Here is a 16,879-nt window from a genome sequence, read left to right as displayed (position 1 = left end):
TCACCCATTAGTTATTATGTCACTTACCCTCATATCAAATTCATCCATTGGTACCTGATCCACTAACTGAAGCTTATATCCTATTGCAACTATTGGAATCTTCTTTATAAAGGAACTTATGAATTTATCATAAAATCCACCACCATAGCCTAACCTTCCACCATTTTTATCAAAAGCCACTCCTGGTGATAATATTAAATCTATTTCTTCTTTGTTAATTATATTATCCTCCTTAGGCTCTAATATTCCGTAGTTTCCTGAACTAAGTTCATTGAAATCCTTTATTTCCACTGGTAAGATACCCTCTTTTTTTGTTTTAATTTTGGGTACTGCAATTCTTTTTCCATCTTCTAGCGCCTTTTTTATAATAGCATGAGTGTCTACCTCTGTTTTGTAACTGACAAAGACAAAAATTGTTTGAGCATTCTTATAATAATCGCTTTCTAAAACTTTTTTATAAATTTCTTCATCATAAACTTTTCTTTCCTCTAAAGATAAACTATCTCTTAATTTAATAACCCTATTTCTTAAATCCTTTTTACTTTCCATACTTTTCCCTCCTTAATGCTTCCTCATTAATTCTTTCAGTAATAGTATCTACTGGTGTAATGTCCGATGTTATACTATGTCTATAATTTACCGCTGCTGTCTCTATTATTATTGCTATATTTCTACCTGGCCTTATAGGAAGAGTTATTTTTCTAATAGGTACATTTAGTATTTGAGTTGTCTCAATATCTATACCTAAACGTTCATAAGTCTTATCTCCTCTCCATTGTTCTAAATGAATGACAAGGCCTAAGGTTTTTGTATCTACTATAGAGCTTAATCCATATAGAGCAGGAACGTCTATTATACCCATTCCCCTTACTTCCATCATTCCTGAGGTTACATAAGGAGATTTCCCCAAAATCTTGCCTTCTATTTCTTTCAAATCCACAGCATCATCGGCCACAAGTCTATGCCCTCTTTTAATCAATTCGAGGGCGGTCTCGCTTTTGCCAATTCCGCTTTCTCCAGTAATTAATATCCCTATACCATGAACATCTACTAATACCCCATGAAGCCTAGTTTCCGGAGCTAGTTTTTCATCTAAATAATTTGTTAACTTGTTTATAAATCTTGTAGAAATAGTTTCAGTTCTAAGCACCCATCTTCCATATTTATTAGCATTTTCTAATAATTCTTTTTGAGGTTCAAGCCCTCTAGTTACTATGACACAAGGTGTTTCAAATTGAAAAAACTTTTTTAATCTTTTATTTCTAAGTTCCGTGGACATTACATCTAAAAAACTCCATTCTGCCTTTCCAATAAGTTGCACTCTTTCATTGGCAAAGTAATTATAAAACCCTGAAAATTGAAGCCCAGGCCTATTTATATCATTTATAGTAATTTCAATATTATCCTTACCTTTAGTCAGTACTTCTAATTTAAAATCCTTTATTAAATCCTCAACAAAAATAGCCATATTCTCCCTCCAAATCCTCTTTATTATTTATTATAGCATTTTTTTAAATTTAAGGATAAAAAAAGGAACTTCACCGAAGCAAAATTCCTAATTAATTCTATACTAGACTACTCTTAGTCAACATATGATTAGCATTAACAAATCTAATAGTACCAGTTTTAGCTCTCATTACCACTGAGTGAGTTGTAACCCAATTATTTTTACCATATACAACGCCCTTTAACAAATCGCAGTCAGTAATTCCTGTAGCAGCAAAGTATACATCGTCGCTTTTTACTAAGTCATTTATATAGAGTACTTTGTTAACATCTTCAATTCCCATGTCCTTGCATCTTGCTACTTCTTCTTCACAATGAGGAACAAGTTTAGCTTGCATATCTCCCCCCATACATTTTATAGCCGCTGCTGCAATAACTCCTTCTGGCGCTCCTCCTGTACCCATCATTAAGTCAACACCAGTACCTTCAAAACCACATGCAAGGGCTGACGCAATATCTCCTTCTGAAAAAAGCTTTACTCTAGCTCCAATTTCTCTTGCATCCTTTATAATATCTTCGTGCCTTTCTCTTTCTTGAACCATTACAGTTAATTCAGACACATCTTTATTTAATGCCATAGCTACATTTATAATATTCTCTTTATTTGATTTATTTATATTTATTACACCCTTAGCTCCTGCACCAACTGCTATTTTTTTCATGTACATATCGGGTGCATGTAGTAAACTACCCTTAGGTCCCATTGCAACAACTGCAATTGCATTAGGTAGTCCCTTAGCTATTAAAACTGTTCCATCCAGTGGATCTACAGCTATATCCATTTCCATCATTTCTTCGCCCCATAGGCCAACCTTTTGTCCTATATAAAGCATAGGAGCATTATCCATTTCTCCTTCTCCTATAACTACAGTACCTCTAATAGGCAACATAGAAAACGCTTTTTCCATTCCATCTACTGCCGCTTGATCTGCTGCAATTTTATCTCCTCTACCCATGTACTTTGCTGAACGTAATGCTGCAGCTTCCGTAACTCTAACTAATCCCATTGCAATATCCTGATGAATCATATATATACCTCCTAATAGCTTATATAGTGTACTCTATTTCTTAAAAATCCTTAAATATTATATCATATTTTGCTATTAGTGTCATTTAAAATCGAAAATTTTTTTAATAATATTAAAAGCTGAAAGCACAATGCTTTCAGCTTATCTTTTAACATAAGTTATAATCCCAACATGTCGTTGCACTTATCATTTCACACCTGCACTCTCGCAGGTGGGTTCTTCTCATTAGAGCTCTGTGTACTACTTGTAGCTAAATCAATTAGCATCAGAAGCCTCACATCCTCCTAAATATTAAAGATCCCTTATATATAATGTAGGTTGAACGAATAAGTCTGACGAACACTTCAGGACACATTTTTATTATATCATAAAATTCATCTTTTTCAATGGAAATTTATGTAATAGCTTTGAATTTTCCACCCAGTTCATAAGCAGCTTTAAGAATTTCTTCATTTCCTTCCACTGGATTTTTATCAGTATTTATAGCATAAAGAACTTCTTCAACCTTAGTATCCATGGCTCCGAAAGCTAGCTTTAAAGTTTCCTCTATAGGTGTAAGCATACCTTCCCAATAGGTCCCTGTAGTAATTATAGAAGCTCCTTTTTTAATTTTTATATCTTCTCTATCTTTCCTAATATATTTTTTACTCCAATATACTTGTAATCTATCTATAAGATTCTTTAGAGGTCCCGGAACTGATGCAAAATACATAGGCGTAGCTATTACAATTAAATCGCTATCATCTATTTTTTTATAAATGTCTGTCATATCATCCTTAATGGAACATGCCTTTATATTATAACAATACTTACAATCAATGCATGGTGATATTTTCTTTCTAAATACATCTATTATATCAACCTCTTCCCCTAACCCCTGAATAAACTTATCCATTAATTTATGAGTATTTCCCTTCTTATTAGGTGATGAGTAAAAAATTAAAGTTTTCATATTTATTTATCCTTCCAGTTTATCCATCAATTTCATCTAATATTTGGTCTAAATCCACTTCTTTACCTTTTGGATAAAAAATTGCTGCAAATTCTGCATATCCAAATTCTTCTTCATCTAGTTCATAAGAAGAAAATTGGCAGTCTATTTCCAAATCATCTACTATGTCTTCTATTGCTTCTGAAACCACATCTAAAGCTAAATCATATAAAAATGCGCGGAATAACTCTTCCTTTTCTTCTTCTGTTGCATCTTCATGTTCTTCATTAGCGAATCCCTCAGCTGCTTCTATTTCGTCATCATCAAATTCATAGTATATTCTTAATAAACTTAAATCCTTATTCTCTAATTCTATTTCCTCTACTTCACTTATATCTGAATCCAATAGTAAATCAATTATTTCTTTGTTATTCATTTATAATACCTCCTAATTTAACATTTTAATAAAGCAACAAACTTATCTATAAATTCATTGGCCTTTTTAAATTCTTCTTCATTTGGAACAAATTTAAATCTTAATCCTTCTTCTACTACAGTTAGCTTCAAGGATTTTAATCTTTCTGTCATCATAGGAACTCCTTCACCGGTCCATCCATAGGAACCAAAAGCTCCAGAAATTTTACCTCTATTTAGTACTGGAATAACAGAAGCTAATAAATTCCATGCTGGTTTTACAGCATCTTGATTTATAGTTGGAGAACCTATTAAGAATCCCTTAGAATTATTTATAATGTCAGCTCCCTCTTCCGGAGATAGAGAAGTCATCTCTATAGCATCACATTCAATACCTCTTTCCCTCAAAGCACTAATTAAATAATGAGCCATGGCCTCCGTATTTCCATAAGCTGATATATAGAAAACTGGAATACTATCCTTTAACTTTAACGCTTCGCTAGCCTTTTCTCTATACATTTTTATATATCTTTCTATATTCTCTTTATTATGTAAAGGTCCGTGACTAGTAGCAACTAAATCAAAATTCAAATCTTTTATTTTCTCTAAACCCGCTAAAACAAACTTTGGAAAAGGTGACATTATACATTCGTAATAATAAATCATTTCCTCTTCATAATCTTCGTCTGCACCAGCTACAACATTTCCTTTAGGAGAATAATGACATCCTAAAAAGTCACAGCTAAATAAAATATCCCTCTCTTTTACATAAGTGAACATTGTATCTGGCCAATGTAAATTTGGAGCCCCTATAAATTTAAGTGTGGTTTCTCCTAAATTAATATCCTCACCTGCAACTACAATATTGGCTTCTTTATTTAATATATCCTTTAAATATACACTAGCAGCCCTTGAGCAAACTATTTGAACCTCAGGGTAATCATCAATAAATTGTGATATTATTCCTGTATGGTCTAATTCAGTATGATGTACGATTAAATAATCAACTTTTCTATCTCCAATTACTTCTATTAAATTTTCTTTAAATTCTTCATAATAACCATCTTTTACGGCATCTAAAACAGCTATCTTTTCATCGTCAATCACATAGGCATTATATGTTGTACCTTTTTTAGTCTCCATTATTATATCAAAAACTCTTAATTCTGGATTTTTTACGCCAATCCAATATATATTTTCTTTTAATTTAATGTTTCTCATATTTCCCTCCTATTCTATATCATAAAAATATGTTGATTTAATTATAATACACATTGCCAATATTTGAAACAATCACATTCATATTTTAACCATATGTACTATAATTATAATTAAAATAAAAATCTCTGGCTAAAACTTGCCAGAGAGTTTTTTTATATTTCTTTTATTAAACTTAAATTTAAAGCTTTATATAATACTTGCACAATCGAAAAAGCTATTAATCCGTCTACAAAATGATGAAGTACTGTTCCTATACCTACTGTTACAATTATCTTATCGAGAGTAATTCCAAAAGGAATTACAATCAAAGCCTCTAATACACCATGTAAGGGAGCAGTTAAAATTACCATATTTCTATAGGATACTCCCTTTTTAATTAACCATCCGCCAAATATTCCTACAAAGGTATGCATAAAGGCCCTGGCTGCTATATAAGAACCTTTAGTAATCAAAAACCCTATACCGGATCCTATTCCTACCGTTGCAGCTGCTATAGGCGATAGTAACATAGCAATAAATAAAGGCACATGAGAAGCTAATGTAGCTGAAAATGGGCCAAGTTGAATCGCCAGAAATCCAAAGGCTAAGGGGATTACTACAGCTAATGCTGTTAATAGAGCTGTATAGGTCATTTTTTTTATGTTATTCATATTTTTCCCTCCAGAACGTTTAGTGTATATACATTAGTATACACCGTCAATCCCCTCTTGTAAATAAAAAATATAGGTTCAGAATATAAATTAATACTCTGAACCTATATAATAAATTAATAACTATGTGTGTAGTTAATATTATTCCCTAATCCAATGTTGAAGAACTCCCATTTACCATTATCGCACTCATAACCTTTACAATATATGGTTCCAGCATTAAAGTTATACCCATGTTTGTTAAGTTCTTCACAATTCTCTTCATAATCTCTTACATCATTTAAATCTTCAAGAGCTACATCAATTATTTTATTTCTATTGGTCTCTACCTTTGCTCTAAAACTTGGTAGGCAACTTTTTTTATTTTCCATACAATATATTTCAACAATCTTCATATTAGTACATTCTTCAACGGATATTTCATTTTTATATAAGCTCCAGTTTTGAGCTAAAGAAGTACAATCCCCTACTTTAAATATGCTTTCCCCTATCATACAAGCTTTTACTTTATTATTATTCATATTTACCCCTCCTAGAACTTCCCTCTTAATTGTTTTTCTGTTAATTATATTATATATTCATGTTAAATATTTGTCAATATATTTTTTATAAATTTTCTGAATAATTTTTAAAATTATAATCTTATATATAATAAAAAAGTCGAGAATTCACTCGACTTTTTTATTATATATTTTCTTTTTCTTTCATCATGCTCTTTACCTTCATTAATCTAGTTAAATTTCCTCTTTCATTTTCATCTAACTTCATGACAATATATTTTATTGTCTCTTGTAATTGAGGTATAGTCATATACTCTAGAGCATTAACCCTTCTTCTAGTCTTTTCAATTTCATCTGCCATGAGTTGACAAGACTTTTCCACTTGAGCTAGTTCCAATAATTTAGGCAATATACCATATAATTTTTCTATAGCCGTATCTAATTCTCCAGAAGTATTAGCAAATCCATAAGGATATATGCTTCCTGGATCCTCTTCCATCTTTCTTATAAATTTCATTACAGGTACATTAACACTCATTATATTTTTCTTTTCTACATCAAGAGAAATACTTTCTTTAGGGAATACTATAGCTTCTTCTAGAAATTCTGAGGACATTAAGGCTCTTGCCATAACAAAATCCTTTAAAGATTTCTGTAGTTCTTCTTCTACATTTTTTCTAATTTCATTGTTATGCTTTATTAAGTCGATGAATCTTCTCATTAACTCATCTTGCTTATCCTTTAAAAGCTTATGTCCTCTGGTAGCCGTTACTAGCCTTTTCTTTAGCTTGGTGAGCTCCATTCTTGTTGGATTAACATTTAATTTCATAAATAATCATCCCTTTATTCATCTTTGTTAGAAGTTTGAGGTAGATATTTTTCCAAATATTCATCCCTGATTCTTTTGAGCTCTGTTCTTGGTAGTATAGATAACAGCTTCCATCCTAAATTAAGAGTTTCTTCTATTGTTCTATTAGTTGTAAATCCTTGCGATACATATTCCTTTTCAAAGGCTTCAGCAAATTTAGCATATTGCTTATCTGCATCGGAAAGGGCAGACTCTCCTAATATAACAGCTAGTTCCTTTGCCTGTTTACCTTGAGCATAACCTGCAAACAACTGGTTCATTGTATCTGCATGGTCTTCTCTTGTTTTACCTTTTCCTATACCCTTATCTTTTAATCTTGATAAAGATGGTAAAACGTCGATAGGCGGCATTACACCTTTTCTATATAATTCTCTACTTAAAATTATCTGACCTTCAGTAATATATCCTGTTAAGTCTGGAATTGGGTGAGTTTTATCATCTTCTGGCATTGTAAGTATTGGTATCTGAGTGATAGAACCTTCCCTTCCTTTTATTCTTCCAGCTCTTTCATAAAGAGTTGCAAGGTCTGTATATAGGTAACCAGGGTATCCACGTCTTCCTGGAACTTCTTTTCTAGCTGCAGAAACTTCACGTAGTGCTTCACAATAGTTAGTTATATCTGTCATAATTACAAGTACGTGCATACCTCTTTCATAGGCTAAATACTCTGCAGTTGTCAGAGCCATTCTTGGAGTTGCAATTCTTTCAACCGCTGGATCATTTGCTAAATTCATAAATAAAACAGATCTATCGATAGCACCAGTTTTTGTAAAGTCATCCACAAAGAACTGAGCTTCTTCGAAAGTTATACCTATTGCTGCAAAAACAACAGCAAATTTAGAATCAGATCCTAAAACTTTCGCCTGTCTAGCAATTTGAGCAGCTAGTTGTGCGTGAGGCAATCCTGATGCTGAGAACACAGGTAACTTCTGTCCTCTTACCAATGTATTAAGACCATCTATTGCTGATATTCCTGTTTGTATAAATTCTGATGGATAGTTTCTTGCAACTGGGTTAATTGGCTCTCCAGCAATATCTATCCTTTTATCTGGAATTATCTTAGGTCCATTATCTTTAGGCCTTCCAAGTCCGTCAAAAACTCTTCCTAACATATCTTCTGAAACACCAATTTCTAATGGCTTTCCTAGGAACTTAGCTTTACTTCCTTTTATATTTATTCCAGCTGAACCTTCAAACAACTGAATAAGTGCTTTATCTTCACTTATTTCAAGTACTCTTCCTCTTCTAATTTCCCCTGTTTGAATTTCAATTTCAACTAGTTCGTCGTATTTTACATTTTCTACTCCCTCAACAAGCATCAAGGGTCCTACAACTTCTTTAACTGTTCTGTATTCCTTAATCATTCATTATCCCCCCCTTGCTGATGAGATCATCTATTTGTTTTTCAAGTTCTACGAAAATTTCATCAATGGCTCCTATGTTATCCTCAGAGATATACTTAGCTCTAGCAATTCTGTCTCTTATCTCCATGTTAAGTATTTCTTTTAGGTAAACACCAGCTTTAAGTGCTCTTAGAGCTTCGTCGCCAAACTTTAGTACTAACTTCATCATTTTATACTGTTTTTCCAAAGATGCATAAGTATCTACATCATGGAACGCATTTTGTTGAAGATAATCTTCTCTTATAGATTTAGCAACTTCTAATTTTAATCTATCTTCTTCTGAAAGCGCATCTATACCAACTAGCCTTACTATTTCTTCAAGATTAGCTTCTTCTTGAAGAAGAGCCATAGCCTTTAATCTTAAATCACTCCAGTCCTCAGCTACATTTTCGTTCATCCACTCACCAGTGTTATCAACATATAATGAATAGGAATTTAACCAGTTTATAGCTGGGAAATGTCTTCTATATGCTAATTGTGCATCTAGGCCCCAGAATACTTTAACTATTCTAAGAGTTGCCTGAGTTACAGGTTCAGACAAGTCTCCACCTGGAGGAGAAACCGCTCCTATAGCAGTTATAGTTCCTACTCTACCATCTTTTCCAAAACATATAACCTTTCCTGCTCTTTCATAGAAATCCGCAAGTCTTGAACCAAGGTATGCTGGATATCCTTCTTCACCTGGCATTTCTTCAAGTCTTCCTGACATTTCTCTTAATGCCTCTGCCCAACGGGAAGTTGAGTCTGCCATTAACGCTACTGAATATCCCATATCTCTAAAATATTCTGCTATGGTAATTCCTGTGTATATTGACGCTTCTCTAGCTGCAACTGGCATATTAGAAGTGTTTGCTATAAGCACAGTTCTCTTCATAAGTGGTTCACCAGTCTTCGGATCTTTTAATTCTGGGAATTCATTTAAAACGTCAGTCATTTCATTACCACGTTCACCACAACCTATATATACAACCATTTCAGCATCTGCCCATTTAGCAAGCTGATGTTGAACAACAGTTTTACCACTGCCGAAAGGGCCAGGAACACAAGCAACCCCACCCTTTGTTACCGGGAAAAGAGTATCTACTACCCTTTGACCTGTAACCATAGGTTCAATAGGATTAAGCTTTCTTGAATAAGGTCTTCCTTTTCTAACAGGCCATTTTTGCATCATAGTAAGAGGAAGTACACCCTTATTAGTTTCTATTTCACCAATTTTATCTATTATAGTGTAGTCGCCTTCTTGTATAGATAGAATTTTACCCTTAACTCCATATGGGATCATTATCTTATGTTCTATAATTGAAGTTTCTTGAACTACTCCAATTATATCTCCAGTTTCCACTTCATCTCCTACATTTACTGTAGGTGTGAAATGCCAACGTTTCTCTCTGTCTAGTGACGGAACTTCTACACCTCTTGATATAAAATCACCTGCTGCTCTTTCTATAGCATCCAAAGGTCTTTGTATTCCGTCAAACATTGACTCTATTAAACCTGGTCCTAATTCAACACTCAATGGCGCTCCTGTTGTAACAACCGGTGCCCCAGGTCCAAGACCAGATGTTTCCTCGTAAACCTGTATAGAAGCTTTATCCCCTCTCATTTCTATGATTTCACCAATAAGACGTTGTTCACCAACTCTTACAACGTCAAAGAGATTAGCTTCTTCCATTCCTTCGGCCATAACCAAAGGTCCTGAAACTTTAATTACTCTTCCAGTCTTCAAGTACACCTACCTACCTTCCTATAAAATATTCACTCCAACAGCTTTTTCAACATTATCGCTAATTCTCTTCATTCCAATATTTAATGTTCCTTGATTGCTTGGAATGAGTATAATGGCAGGAAGAATTTCTCTATTATATCTTTCTATCGTTTCCTCTAAATCCTTTGCAACTTGCTCAGTTACAAATATAACACCATACATTTTTGCTGCCATGGTATCTACTGTTTTTCTAGCTTCTTCTACACTAGAAACAGGATATACATCTATACCAAGTGCCTTAAAAGCAAGAACGGAATCCTTATCTCCTACAACTCCTATCTTATACATAGACATCACGCAACCTTTCCCTAATAATCTCTGGTGCTATGTTGTTCAATTTTCCAACCATTATTATTCTTATAGCTTTAATTTCCGTTTCTTTTGCCATTATATAACTTACTAACGGCTCTAATCCAAAACTAATATATTTAGCCTTTTTTATGTATTCCATCATATAGTTTTCACTTAACTTTTCAAAATAACTTAGATTACTATGTGTTCCATAGTTTTCAAGACCTAGTCTTATTATTTTTTCATAAGAAGTATAGGACAACTTATTAGCTATACTGTCAGAGGACTCATTTTCAAAACTTATTAAGTCTTTTATAGATATAGTTCCTCCTCCAATTAAAACCTGTTCCATAAATCTTCTTCCCTTATTTTGTTTCTTAACTCTTAAAAGTGTTTTTATATTGGTTAGGTCAATTATCATTTTGAAATAGTTTATTAAAAACTTATCTCCAATTTCTTCTGCTCTATGAATAATCTCCTTGTACATAAAGCTATCTAGTATTATATCAATTTCTTGAGGGTCATTACCTTCTTCATAGGATTTAAATGCCTTTTCTACCCCATCTATCATAAATGGAGTTAGTTCTTTATAGTTTTCACTTTCAAAAATTATATTTAACCTATCTGCATTAACTAAGCCTATAGGAATCAAAAGATTACTTAAATCTTTATTAAGAAGTTTTCCTTTTATTACAACCTTTAGATTATGATAATCATACTTAATTGACATAATATCTATTATATTTTTTTCTGGTGATAGACTATACATTAATTGATAAAGCCTTATAAGCTCTGATGAAAGCAAGGTTTCATACTCCTCAGGTCTAGAAATATTAGACATATGATTTGAGTATTCTGTCTCACCTAGTACTTTTAATGCATCCTCAGCGGAAGAGGCGTCTATCATTCTATCTAATTTTGACTTATCAAGGAGTTTAGTCTCAAGTACTCTTATTCTGGCTATAGCATGGGTAAACTGTAAGTTTTCCATTTAACTAACCTCCTAACTAAATACAGTTTCTATTATACTAGGTTCCAATTCATCCTCTATTGATAAAATCAATCCCTCAAAGGTATTATTTAGTTCTATACCATTTTTATAAAGTATAAAACCACCTTTAAAGTTTCTTCTCTCTTCACCAATTTTTAAGGATCCGTTCTTTCCCATTTTATTAAGTTCTGTATTTATTTCTTTTAAGAACGTTTCATCAATAAAATTATCGATACTTGATAGAATTATTTCCTCATCTCCGTCTATATTTAATGTGAGAAGTCTATTTTTTACAAAGCTTAAGTATTCATCTTTAGGCAATTTATTTAACACTTCTAGTGCTTTTTCATATACCTTTTGTATTACTTCTTGCTTAGCTTCTAACTTTCTATTTCTAACTTGAAGATGAGCATTAGATATTAATCTTTCTTTTTTGTTTGAACCTTCTATTTCAGCTTTTTTTAGTATTTCATTTTTCTTTTCTTCAGCCTCAGCTACTTTTCTTTCTAGAAGTATTCTCTCTTCATTTTTAGCATTTCCTATAATTTCAGCAGCTTTTTCTTCACACTCTTTTATTATTCTTGCTGTCATATTATCTAAATTAGACATTCCATTCACTCCCTTAATCAATATTTTACAGGGATTATCTTAACATCAATACTGACATAACGAATCCTAAAAGAGCATAAGTTTCAACCATAACTGTAAGTACTATACCCTTTGTATTGTGTTCAGGTTTTTTAGCAAGTATAGCTACTGCTGAAGCTGCTGTTTTAGCCTGTGCAATTGCTGATTTCCATCCTACAAAGGCAATTGGTAAACAAGCAAGTAATACAGCAAATCCACCAGATAAATCTAACTCTGGAGTAATTTTTCCCATCGCCATAAATGCAATAACGAATCCATATAAACCCTGTGTACCTGGAAGCAATTCAAGTATAAGAACCTTACCAAATTTCTCTGGTTCTTCTGTTAACAATCCTGACGCAGCTTCCCCAACTAATCCAACACCTCTAGCTGACCCTATTCCTGGCAATATAGTAGCTAATGCTACACCTAATGCTGCTAAAGCTATTCCACCATTTTCTAAAAAGAAACCTACAAAAGTATTCATAATAATATTCCTCCTCATTCTGCTTTTATTTTAATAGTTTTATTTATATGTTTGAAAGGATCGAAAGCTTTTCCTCCCCCTTCATAGAACTTACCAAAATATTCAACGTATTGTAATCTAGATGTATGAACATATGCGCCTAGCACGTTTATCAATAAGTTAAATACGTGACCTATAACAAATATTAAAGGTCCAAATATCCAAGCTTTTACACCTGTTCCCAAAAAGCTAATAATTAAATTTAAAGCTCCTCCAATAAATCCTGTTGCTAATCCAAGAGCCATAAGCCTTGAATAAGATACAAAATCTCCTATATAGCTTGTTATTCCATAAAGACCATAAAGACCAGCACCAAGTCTTGCTCCTATGCTCTTATTTTCCCTGCCTTGAGTTAAAACAAGACCTATCATCCCTGCAAACATAGTATATTTAACTATATTTAATACTCCTGCAGAGATATTTAGATTTGCAAAGCTTGAGCCTAGATAAATCATTACTGTTACAAGGGTTATGTACCATAGCCCTACATCATAGAAAGCATCTAAATACTTTTTCTCCCTTATAAGTAAGTATGCCTTTATTCCTAGACCAATGAATATATGAACTAATCCAAATCCTATAGATACTAAAAGAATAAAGTTCGCATTTTCTTCAGGCTTCATCCAAACTGCCGGTATATTTATTGCTCCTGTAAAATAACTGCCATACATTACGCCCCAAAATATAGTAGGCAAACTTAGATAAAAGAAAAGTTTTACAAACTTTTTAGCATCTTCATCTAAGGGAACAAATTTTAAAGCTAATGCTGTAACAAGCAACATTAGAACTCCATATCCTGCATCTGATAACATCATTCCAAAGAATAATATATAAAACGGCATTAACAATGGGGTTGGGTCAATTTCATTATACTTTGGCAAACTATACATTGATGTTATTGATTCAAAAGGAGCCACCGCTGAATTATTTTGAAGTTTTATTGGCACATCATCCTCTTCAGTGGGCTCATAAAAATCAATATAATAATCTGATGTAGTAGATTTAATCACTTTTTCTAGCTCATCTTTATTTTCCTCTGGTATCCAACCATTAATTACAAAGATTTTATCTGTACTTAAAAAATGCCCACTGGCTTTTGATTTTTCTAGTTCATTGCCAATGTATTCATACACTATTTTTAATTCCTCAATCTTACCTCCATAGGATTTTATTTCGTCAACTATTTTAGATTTTTCTTCCTTCAACGAAATAATCTTATTATCGCAAGAATTAATTACATCCTTAGGAGAATCTTTGTAAGTTAAATTAGCCTTAGCAAAACTATACTTTCTCAATATTTCTTCTACTTCGCTTAGTTTATCTTTATGAACTATCAGAAATATATTTAAATCTTCACCAACTTCACCAATGTTCTCTAAATAAGATTCATTAATGCTACTCTCTAACTCTTCTCTAAACTTTTCCTTTAAATTTCTAGGTATAGTTCCTAAAAAGCTGCTTACCCACTTCATGCCCTCTAATTCTTTAAGAGAAACATCTAAACTCCTCCACGGAATTAATATATCAATATCTGAATTCAATTTTGATATTTCATTGTTTATAGAGTTCAATCTATCCTCTTTTTTTCTAAGATCTTCATAAATATTTTCCCAATCGGATTTTTCTTCAAATCCTTTTAATTCTTCATAGGAAAATTGAGGTTTTTCTTTAAGCATATCTTTTATACCACTTTTTACTGACCAATATTTGGATATAGTATCAATAGAAAATTTAATTTTAGATTGGCTACTTTCCAGTTCAGTTAAATTTGTGGTGTCAGCATACCTTTTAAAGTAATTAAAGTCTTCTTCCTTATCAGTCTCTTCTCCAAGATTAATAAATTCTACTTTTGAAAAACCTTGAAGATTTTGAAGTAACTGATTTTTCACTGATTTAAATACAAGCAGAGAGAACTTATTCATTTTTACTATTGCCATATTACTTCACTATCCTCTCGACTATTAATTTAATAGCATTTTCTATTTTTTCCTGTGATACATTAACTATATCACTTACATTCTTTTCAGCCTCCTCCCTTATAGTTGCAGCTACTTTTTCACCTTCTTTTAAAGCGTCTGATATGATGTTATTCGCTAAAATGTTAGCTTCATCTACAATTTTCTTATACTCTGCATTTGCTGCTCCTTCTGCATTTTTAATAATATTTTTGCTTTCTTGTTGAGCATTTTTTATTAATTCTTCACCTTTAGATTCAGCATTTTTTATGCTATTTAAAGCCTCTAGAGCCAAGATAACACCTCCTTAATTGTAATTTTACTGTTAATATTTGATATTTTTGAAGATTATTAAATTAATCATCCATTTTATACCCTATTATAATACCTATAACACAATTTAATCAATACAAATTATTTATCAAATTTCAAATTATCTCATAACTGAATTGTCTACTAGATTACTACAGTTTATTTGCTATTTCAACTATTTTTTTATGATGTCATTTATTTTTCTAGAAAAATTATTATGATTTTCCTTAAATAAAACATAATAATCGCCCTTATGAATTATTGATTTATCAATAAATTCATGTATATCTACAGTGAATTTTTCTATATGATAATTATTGGATTCACTTTTATCAATTAATCCCGCTTCTTCTGCTTTCTTTAAAAATTCTCTGTTTAAATTCTTATCCTCTTCTCTATTTAAAAAACTTGGAAGCCATCTTTTTTTGTTAAACAACAAATAATCAAATTTTACTATTTCTCTTATAACATGATTCTCTTCCCTTAGAACCTCCTCATTGAATTCCAAGAAAACTTTGTAGTAATCTGATGAAGAAATACTCCTAGATAAATATCCTTTAATATAAAAATATTCACCTAAAGCGTGGTAAAAGGAAAATGGATTAGAAAATTTGCTTAAAAAATATTTAATAATTGTTTTAAACTTACCAGAATTATAATACTTATCTACCATTTCTTCTACTCTTTTTAGTTTAACCATTTCTTCGTAAGATATATGATTATTTTTCAATATTTCATAGGGCGCATAAGGTGAATAAACCATACCCCATAAATCTGCCTCTTTTCTCATTTGGGATCCCTTCAAAAGTTTTAAAAATCCTAGCTGTATTTCTTCTGGCTCTATTGAATATAAATCATTAAAAGATTTTATAAAAGACTCATAATCCTCTCCTGGCAACCCTGCAATTAAATCTAAATGTTGTTTTATATTTTTCATCTTCATAAGCTCATCTACTTTAACTTTAATATCATCAAAATTAATTTGCCTATTAATATTTTTAAGAACCTTTTCATTGGTAGTCTGCACCCCTACCTCGAACTGAAATCTCCCTACCGGTGCTTCCCTTAAAATCTCTAATTCTTCCTTTGTTAAAATATCTGCTGATATTTCAAAGTGAAATGTAGTATCAGTATTATTATTTATAAGAAAACTCCATATATCCTTAGAAAACTTACTATTACAATTAAATGTTCTATCTACAAACTTTACCAATCTAACATTTTTGTCTATGAAAAACTGTAACTCTTTTTTTACTCTCTCTGTTTCTAAAAATCTAACCCCTCTTACTGTTGAAGACAAACAATATTTACATCCAAAAGGACATCCTCTAGAGGCTTCATAATATACAATTTTATTATTTAAATCTTCGTCAGCCTTATATGGAAAAGCTATTTTATTCATATCCATTAGCTCTCTATCTTCATTTTCTATGTAGCCATTTCTAATATAACTTAATCCTTTTATGCAGCTAATTTCTGATGTATTTTCCTCTCCTTTAGAAATTCCTTCTATTATATATAATATAAATTCTCTATATGTTTTTTCTCCTTCTCCCGCAATTATATAGTCACAGTATCCTTTTTCTAAATAACTCCTTGGATCATATGATACTTCGGGTCCCCCTAAAATAATTATTATATCTTTTCTTATTAGCTTTATTAATGTAGCTATTCTCTCTATATACTCTATGTTCCAAATATAACAAGAAAAACCTACTACATCAGGTTCTTCGGAAATTATGCTTTGAATAATTCTTTCTGTATTATCATTTATTGAGAATTCTTTAATACAGCAGTCATAATTTAAATCCTCTGTGTATGCTTTTAAATATCTTATAGCTAAATTACTGTGAATATATTTTGCATTTAATGCTGTTAATAATACTTTCAT

General features: G+C 31.8%; 18 protein-coding genes and 1 other RNA gene. All 19 read right to left on the bottom strand.

Going from position 1 to position 16,879, the window contains the following annotated elements; genetic code table 11:
• Window positions 1-549 (bottom strand): 5-formyltetrahydrofolate cyclo-ligase, encoded by a 549-nt coding sequence (locus ABDZ69_RS06555; protein WP_343767951.1) that lies wholly within the window; start codon window positions 547-549, stop codon window positions 1-3.
• Window positions 539-1,468 carry an HPr(Ser) kinase/phosphatase gene (gene hprK / locus ABDZ69_RS06550; protein WP_343767949.1) on the bottom strand — a complete coding sequence of 310 codons (930 nt, stop codon included), beginning with the start codon at window positions 1,466-1,468 and terminating at the stop codon, window positions 539-541. The genes ABDZ69_RS06555 and hprK overlap by 11 nt, the downstream gene beginning before the upstream one ends.
• Before the next feature lie 97 nt (window positions 1,469-1,565).
• On the bottom strand, window positions 1,566-2,534 hold the full coding sequence (gene glpX, locus ABDZ69_RS06545; RefSeq protein WP_343767947.1) for a class II fructose-bisphosphatase: 969 nt from the start codon (window positions 2,532-2,534) through the stop codon (window positions 1,566-1,568).
• Window positions 2,535-2,693: 159 nt separating this feature from the next.
• Window positions 2,694-2,888: non-coding RNA, 6S RNA (ssrS, locus tag ABDZ69_RS06540), on the bottom strand.
• 40 nt (window positions 2,889-2,928) lie between these two features.
• Complete coding sequence (locus ABDZ69_RS06535) at window positions 2,929-3,486, bottom strand: flavodoxin family protein (protein ID WP_343767945.1); 558 nt, start codon at window positions 3,484-3,486, stop codon at window positions 2,929-2,931.
• A gap of 19 nt (window positions 3,487-3,505) precedes the next feature.
• Window positions 3,506-3,901, bottom strand: coding sequence for a hypothetical protein (locus tag ABDZ69_RS06530; RefSeq protein ID WP_343767942.1), 396 nt, complete (start codon window positions 3,899-3,901; stop codon window positions 3,506-3,508).
• A 17-nt stretch (window positions 3,902-3,918) separates the two neighbouring features.
• Window positions 3,919-5,100 carry an FprA family A-type flavoprotein gene (locus tag ABDZ69_RS06525; protein WP_343767939.1) on the bottom strand — a complete coding sequence of 394 codons (1,182 nt, stop codon included), beginning with the start codon at window positions 5,098-5,100 and terminating at the stop codon, window positions 3,919-3,921.
• 152 nt (window positions 5,101-5,252) lie between these two features.
• Window positions 5,253-5,750 (bottom strand): ECF transporter S component, encoded by a 498-nt coding sequence (locus ABDZ69_RS06520; RefSeq protein WP_343767937.1) that lies wholly within the window; start codon window positions 5,748-5,750, stop codon window positions 5,253-5,255.
• Between the two features lie 116 nt (window positions 5,751-5,866).
• Window positions 5,867-6,271, bottom strand: coding sequence for a hypothetical protein (locus ABDZ69_RS06515; RefSeq protein ID WP_343767934.1), 405 nt, complete (start codon window positions 6,269-6,271; stop codon window positions 5,867-5,869).
• Between the two features lie 163 nt (window positions 6,272-6,434).
• Window positions 6,435-7,079: a V-type ATP synthase subunit D gene (locus ABDZ69_RS06510; RefSeq protein WP_343767933.1), complete on the bottom strand. Its 645-nt coding sequence runs from the start codon at window positions 7,077-7,079 to the stop codon at window positions 6,435-6,437.
• 14 nt (window positions 7,080-7,093) lie between these two features.
• On the bottom strand, window positions 7,094-8,482 hold the full coding sequence (locus tag ABDZ69_RS06505; protein WP_343767930.1) for a V-type ATP synthase subunit B: 1,389 nt from the start codon (window positions 8,480-8,482) through the stop codon (window positions 7,094-7,096).
• On the bottom strand, window positions 8,475-10,247 hold the full coding sequence (locus ABDZ69_RS06500) for a V-type ATP synthase subunit A (protein WP_343769602.1): 1,773 nt from the start codon (window positions 10,245-10,247) through the stop codon (window positions 8,475-8,477). The genes ABDZ69_RS06505 and ABDZ69_RS06500 overlap by 8 nt, the downstream gene beginning before the upstream one ends.
• 18 nt (window positions 10,248-10,265) lie before the next feature.
• A complete protein-coding gene (locus ABDZ69_RS06495) occupies window positions 10,266-10,580 on the bottom strand; it encodes a V-type ATP synthase subunit F (protein WP_343767927.1) in 315 nt (104 codons plus the stop codon).
• On the bottom strand, window positions 10,567-11,568 hold the full coding sequence (locus ABDZ69_RS06490; RefSeq protein ID WP_343767925.1) for a V-type ATP synthase subunit C: 1,002 nt from the start codon (window positions 11,566-11,568) through the stop codon (window positions 10,567-10,569). The genes ABDZ69_RS06495 and ABDZ69_RS06490 overlap by 14 nt, the downstream gene beginning before the upstream one ends.
• 12 nt (window positions 11,569-11,580) lie before the next feature.
• Window positions 11,581-12,177 (bottom strand): V-type ATP synthase subunit E, encoded by a 597-nt coding sequence (locus ABDZ69_RS06485; RefSeq protein ID WP_343767923.1) that lies wholly within the window; start codon window positions 12,175-12,177, stop codon window positions 11,581-11,583.
• Between the two features lie 34 nt (window positions 12,178-12,211).
• Complete coding sequence (locus tag ABDZ69_RS06480) at window positions 12,212-12,682, bottom strand: V-type ATP synthase subunit K (RefSeq protein WP_343767921.1); 471 nt, start codon at window positions 12,680-12,682, stop codon at window positions 12,212-12,214.
• 14 nt (window positions 12,683-12,696) lie between these two features.
• A complete protein-coding gene (locus ABDZ69_RS06475) occupies window positions 12,697-14,658 on the bottom strand; it encodes a V-type ATP synthase subunit I (protein ID WP_343767919.1) in 1,962 nt (653 codons plus the stop codon).
• 1 nt (window position 14,659) lies between these two features.
• Window positions 14,660-14,971 (bottom strand): ATPase, encoded by a 312-nt coding sequence (locus ABDZ69_RS06470; protein ID WP_343767917.1) that lies wholly within the window; start codon window positions 14,969-14,971, stop codon window positions 14,660-14,662.
• Window positions 14,972-15,163: 192 nt separating this feature from the next.
• Complete coding sequence (locus tag ABDZ69_RS06465; RefSeq protein WP_343767915.1) at window positions 15,164-16,879, bottom strand: B12-binding domain-containing radical SAM protein; 1,716 nt, start codon at window positions 16,877-16,879, stop codon at window positions 15,164-15,166.

The sequence above is a fragment of the Clostridium malenominatum genome (assembly GCF_039521365.1).
Classification (GTDB): Bacteria; Bacillota; Clostridia; order Clostridiales; family Clostridiaceae; genus Clostridium_AW; species Clostridium_AW malenominatum.
This window is presented reverse-complemented; position numbering and strand designations above follow the sequence as displayed.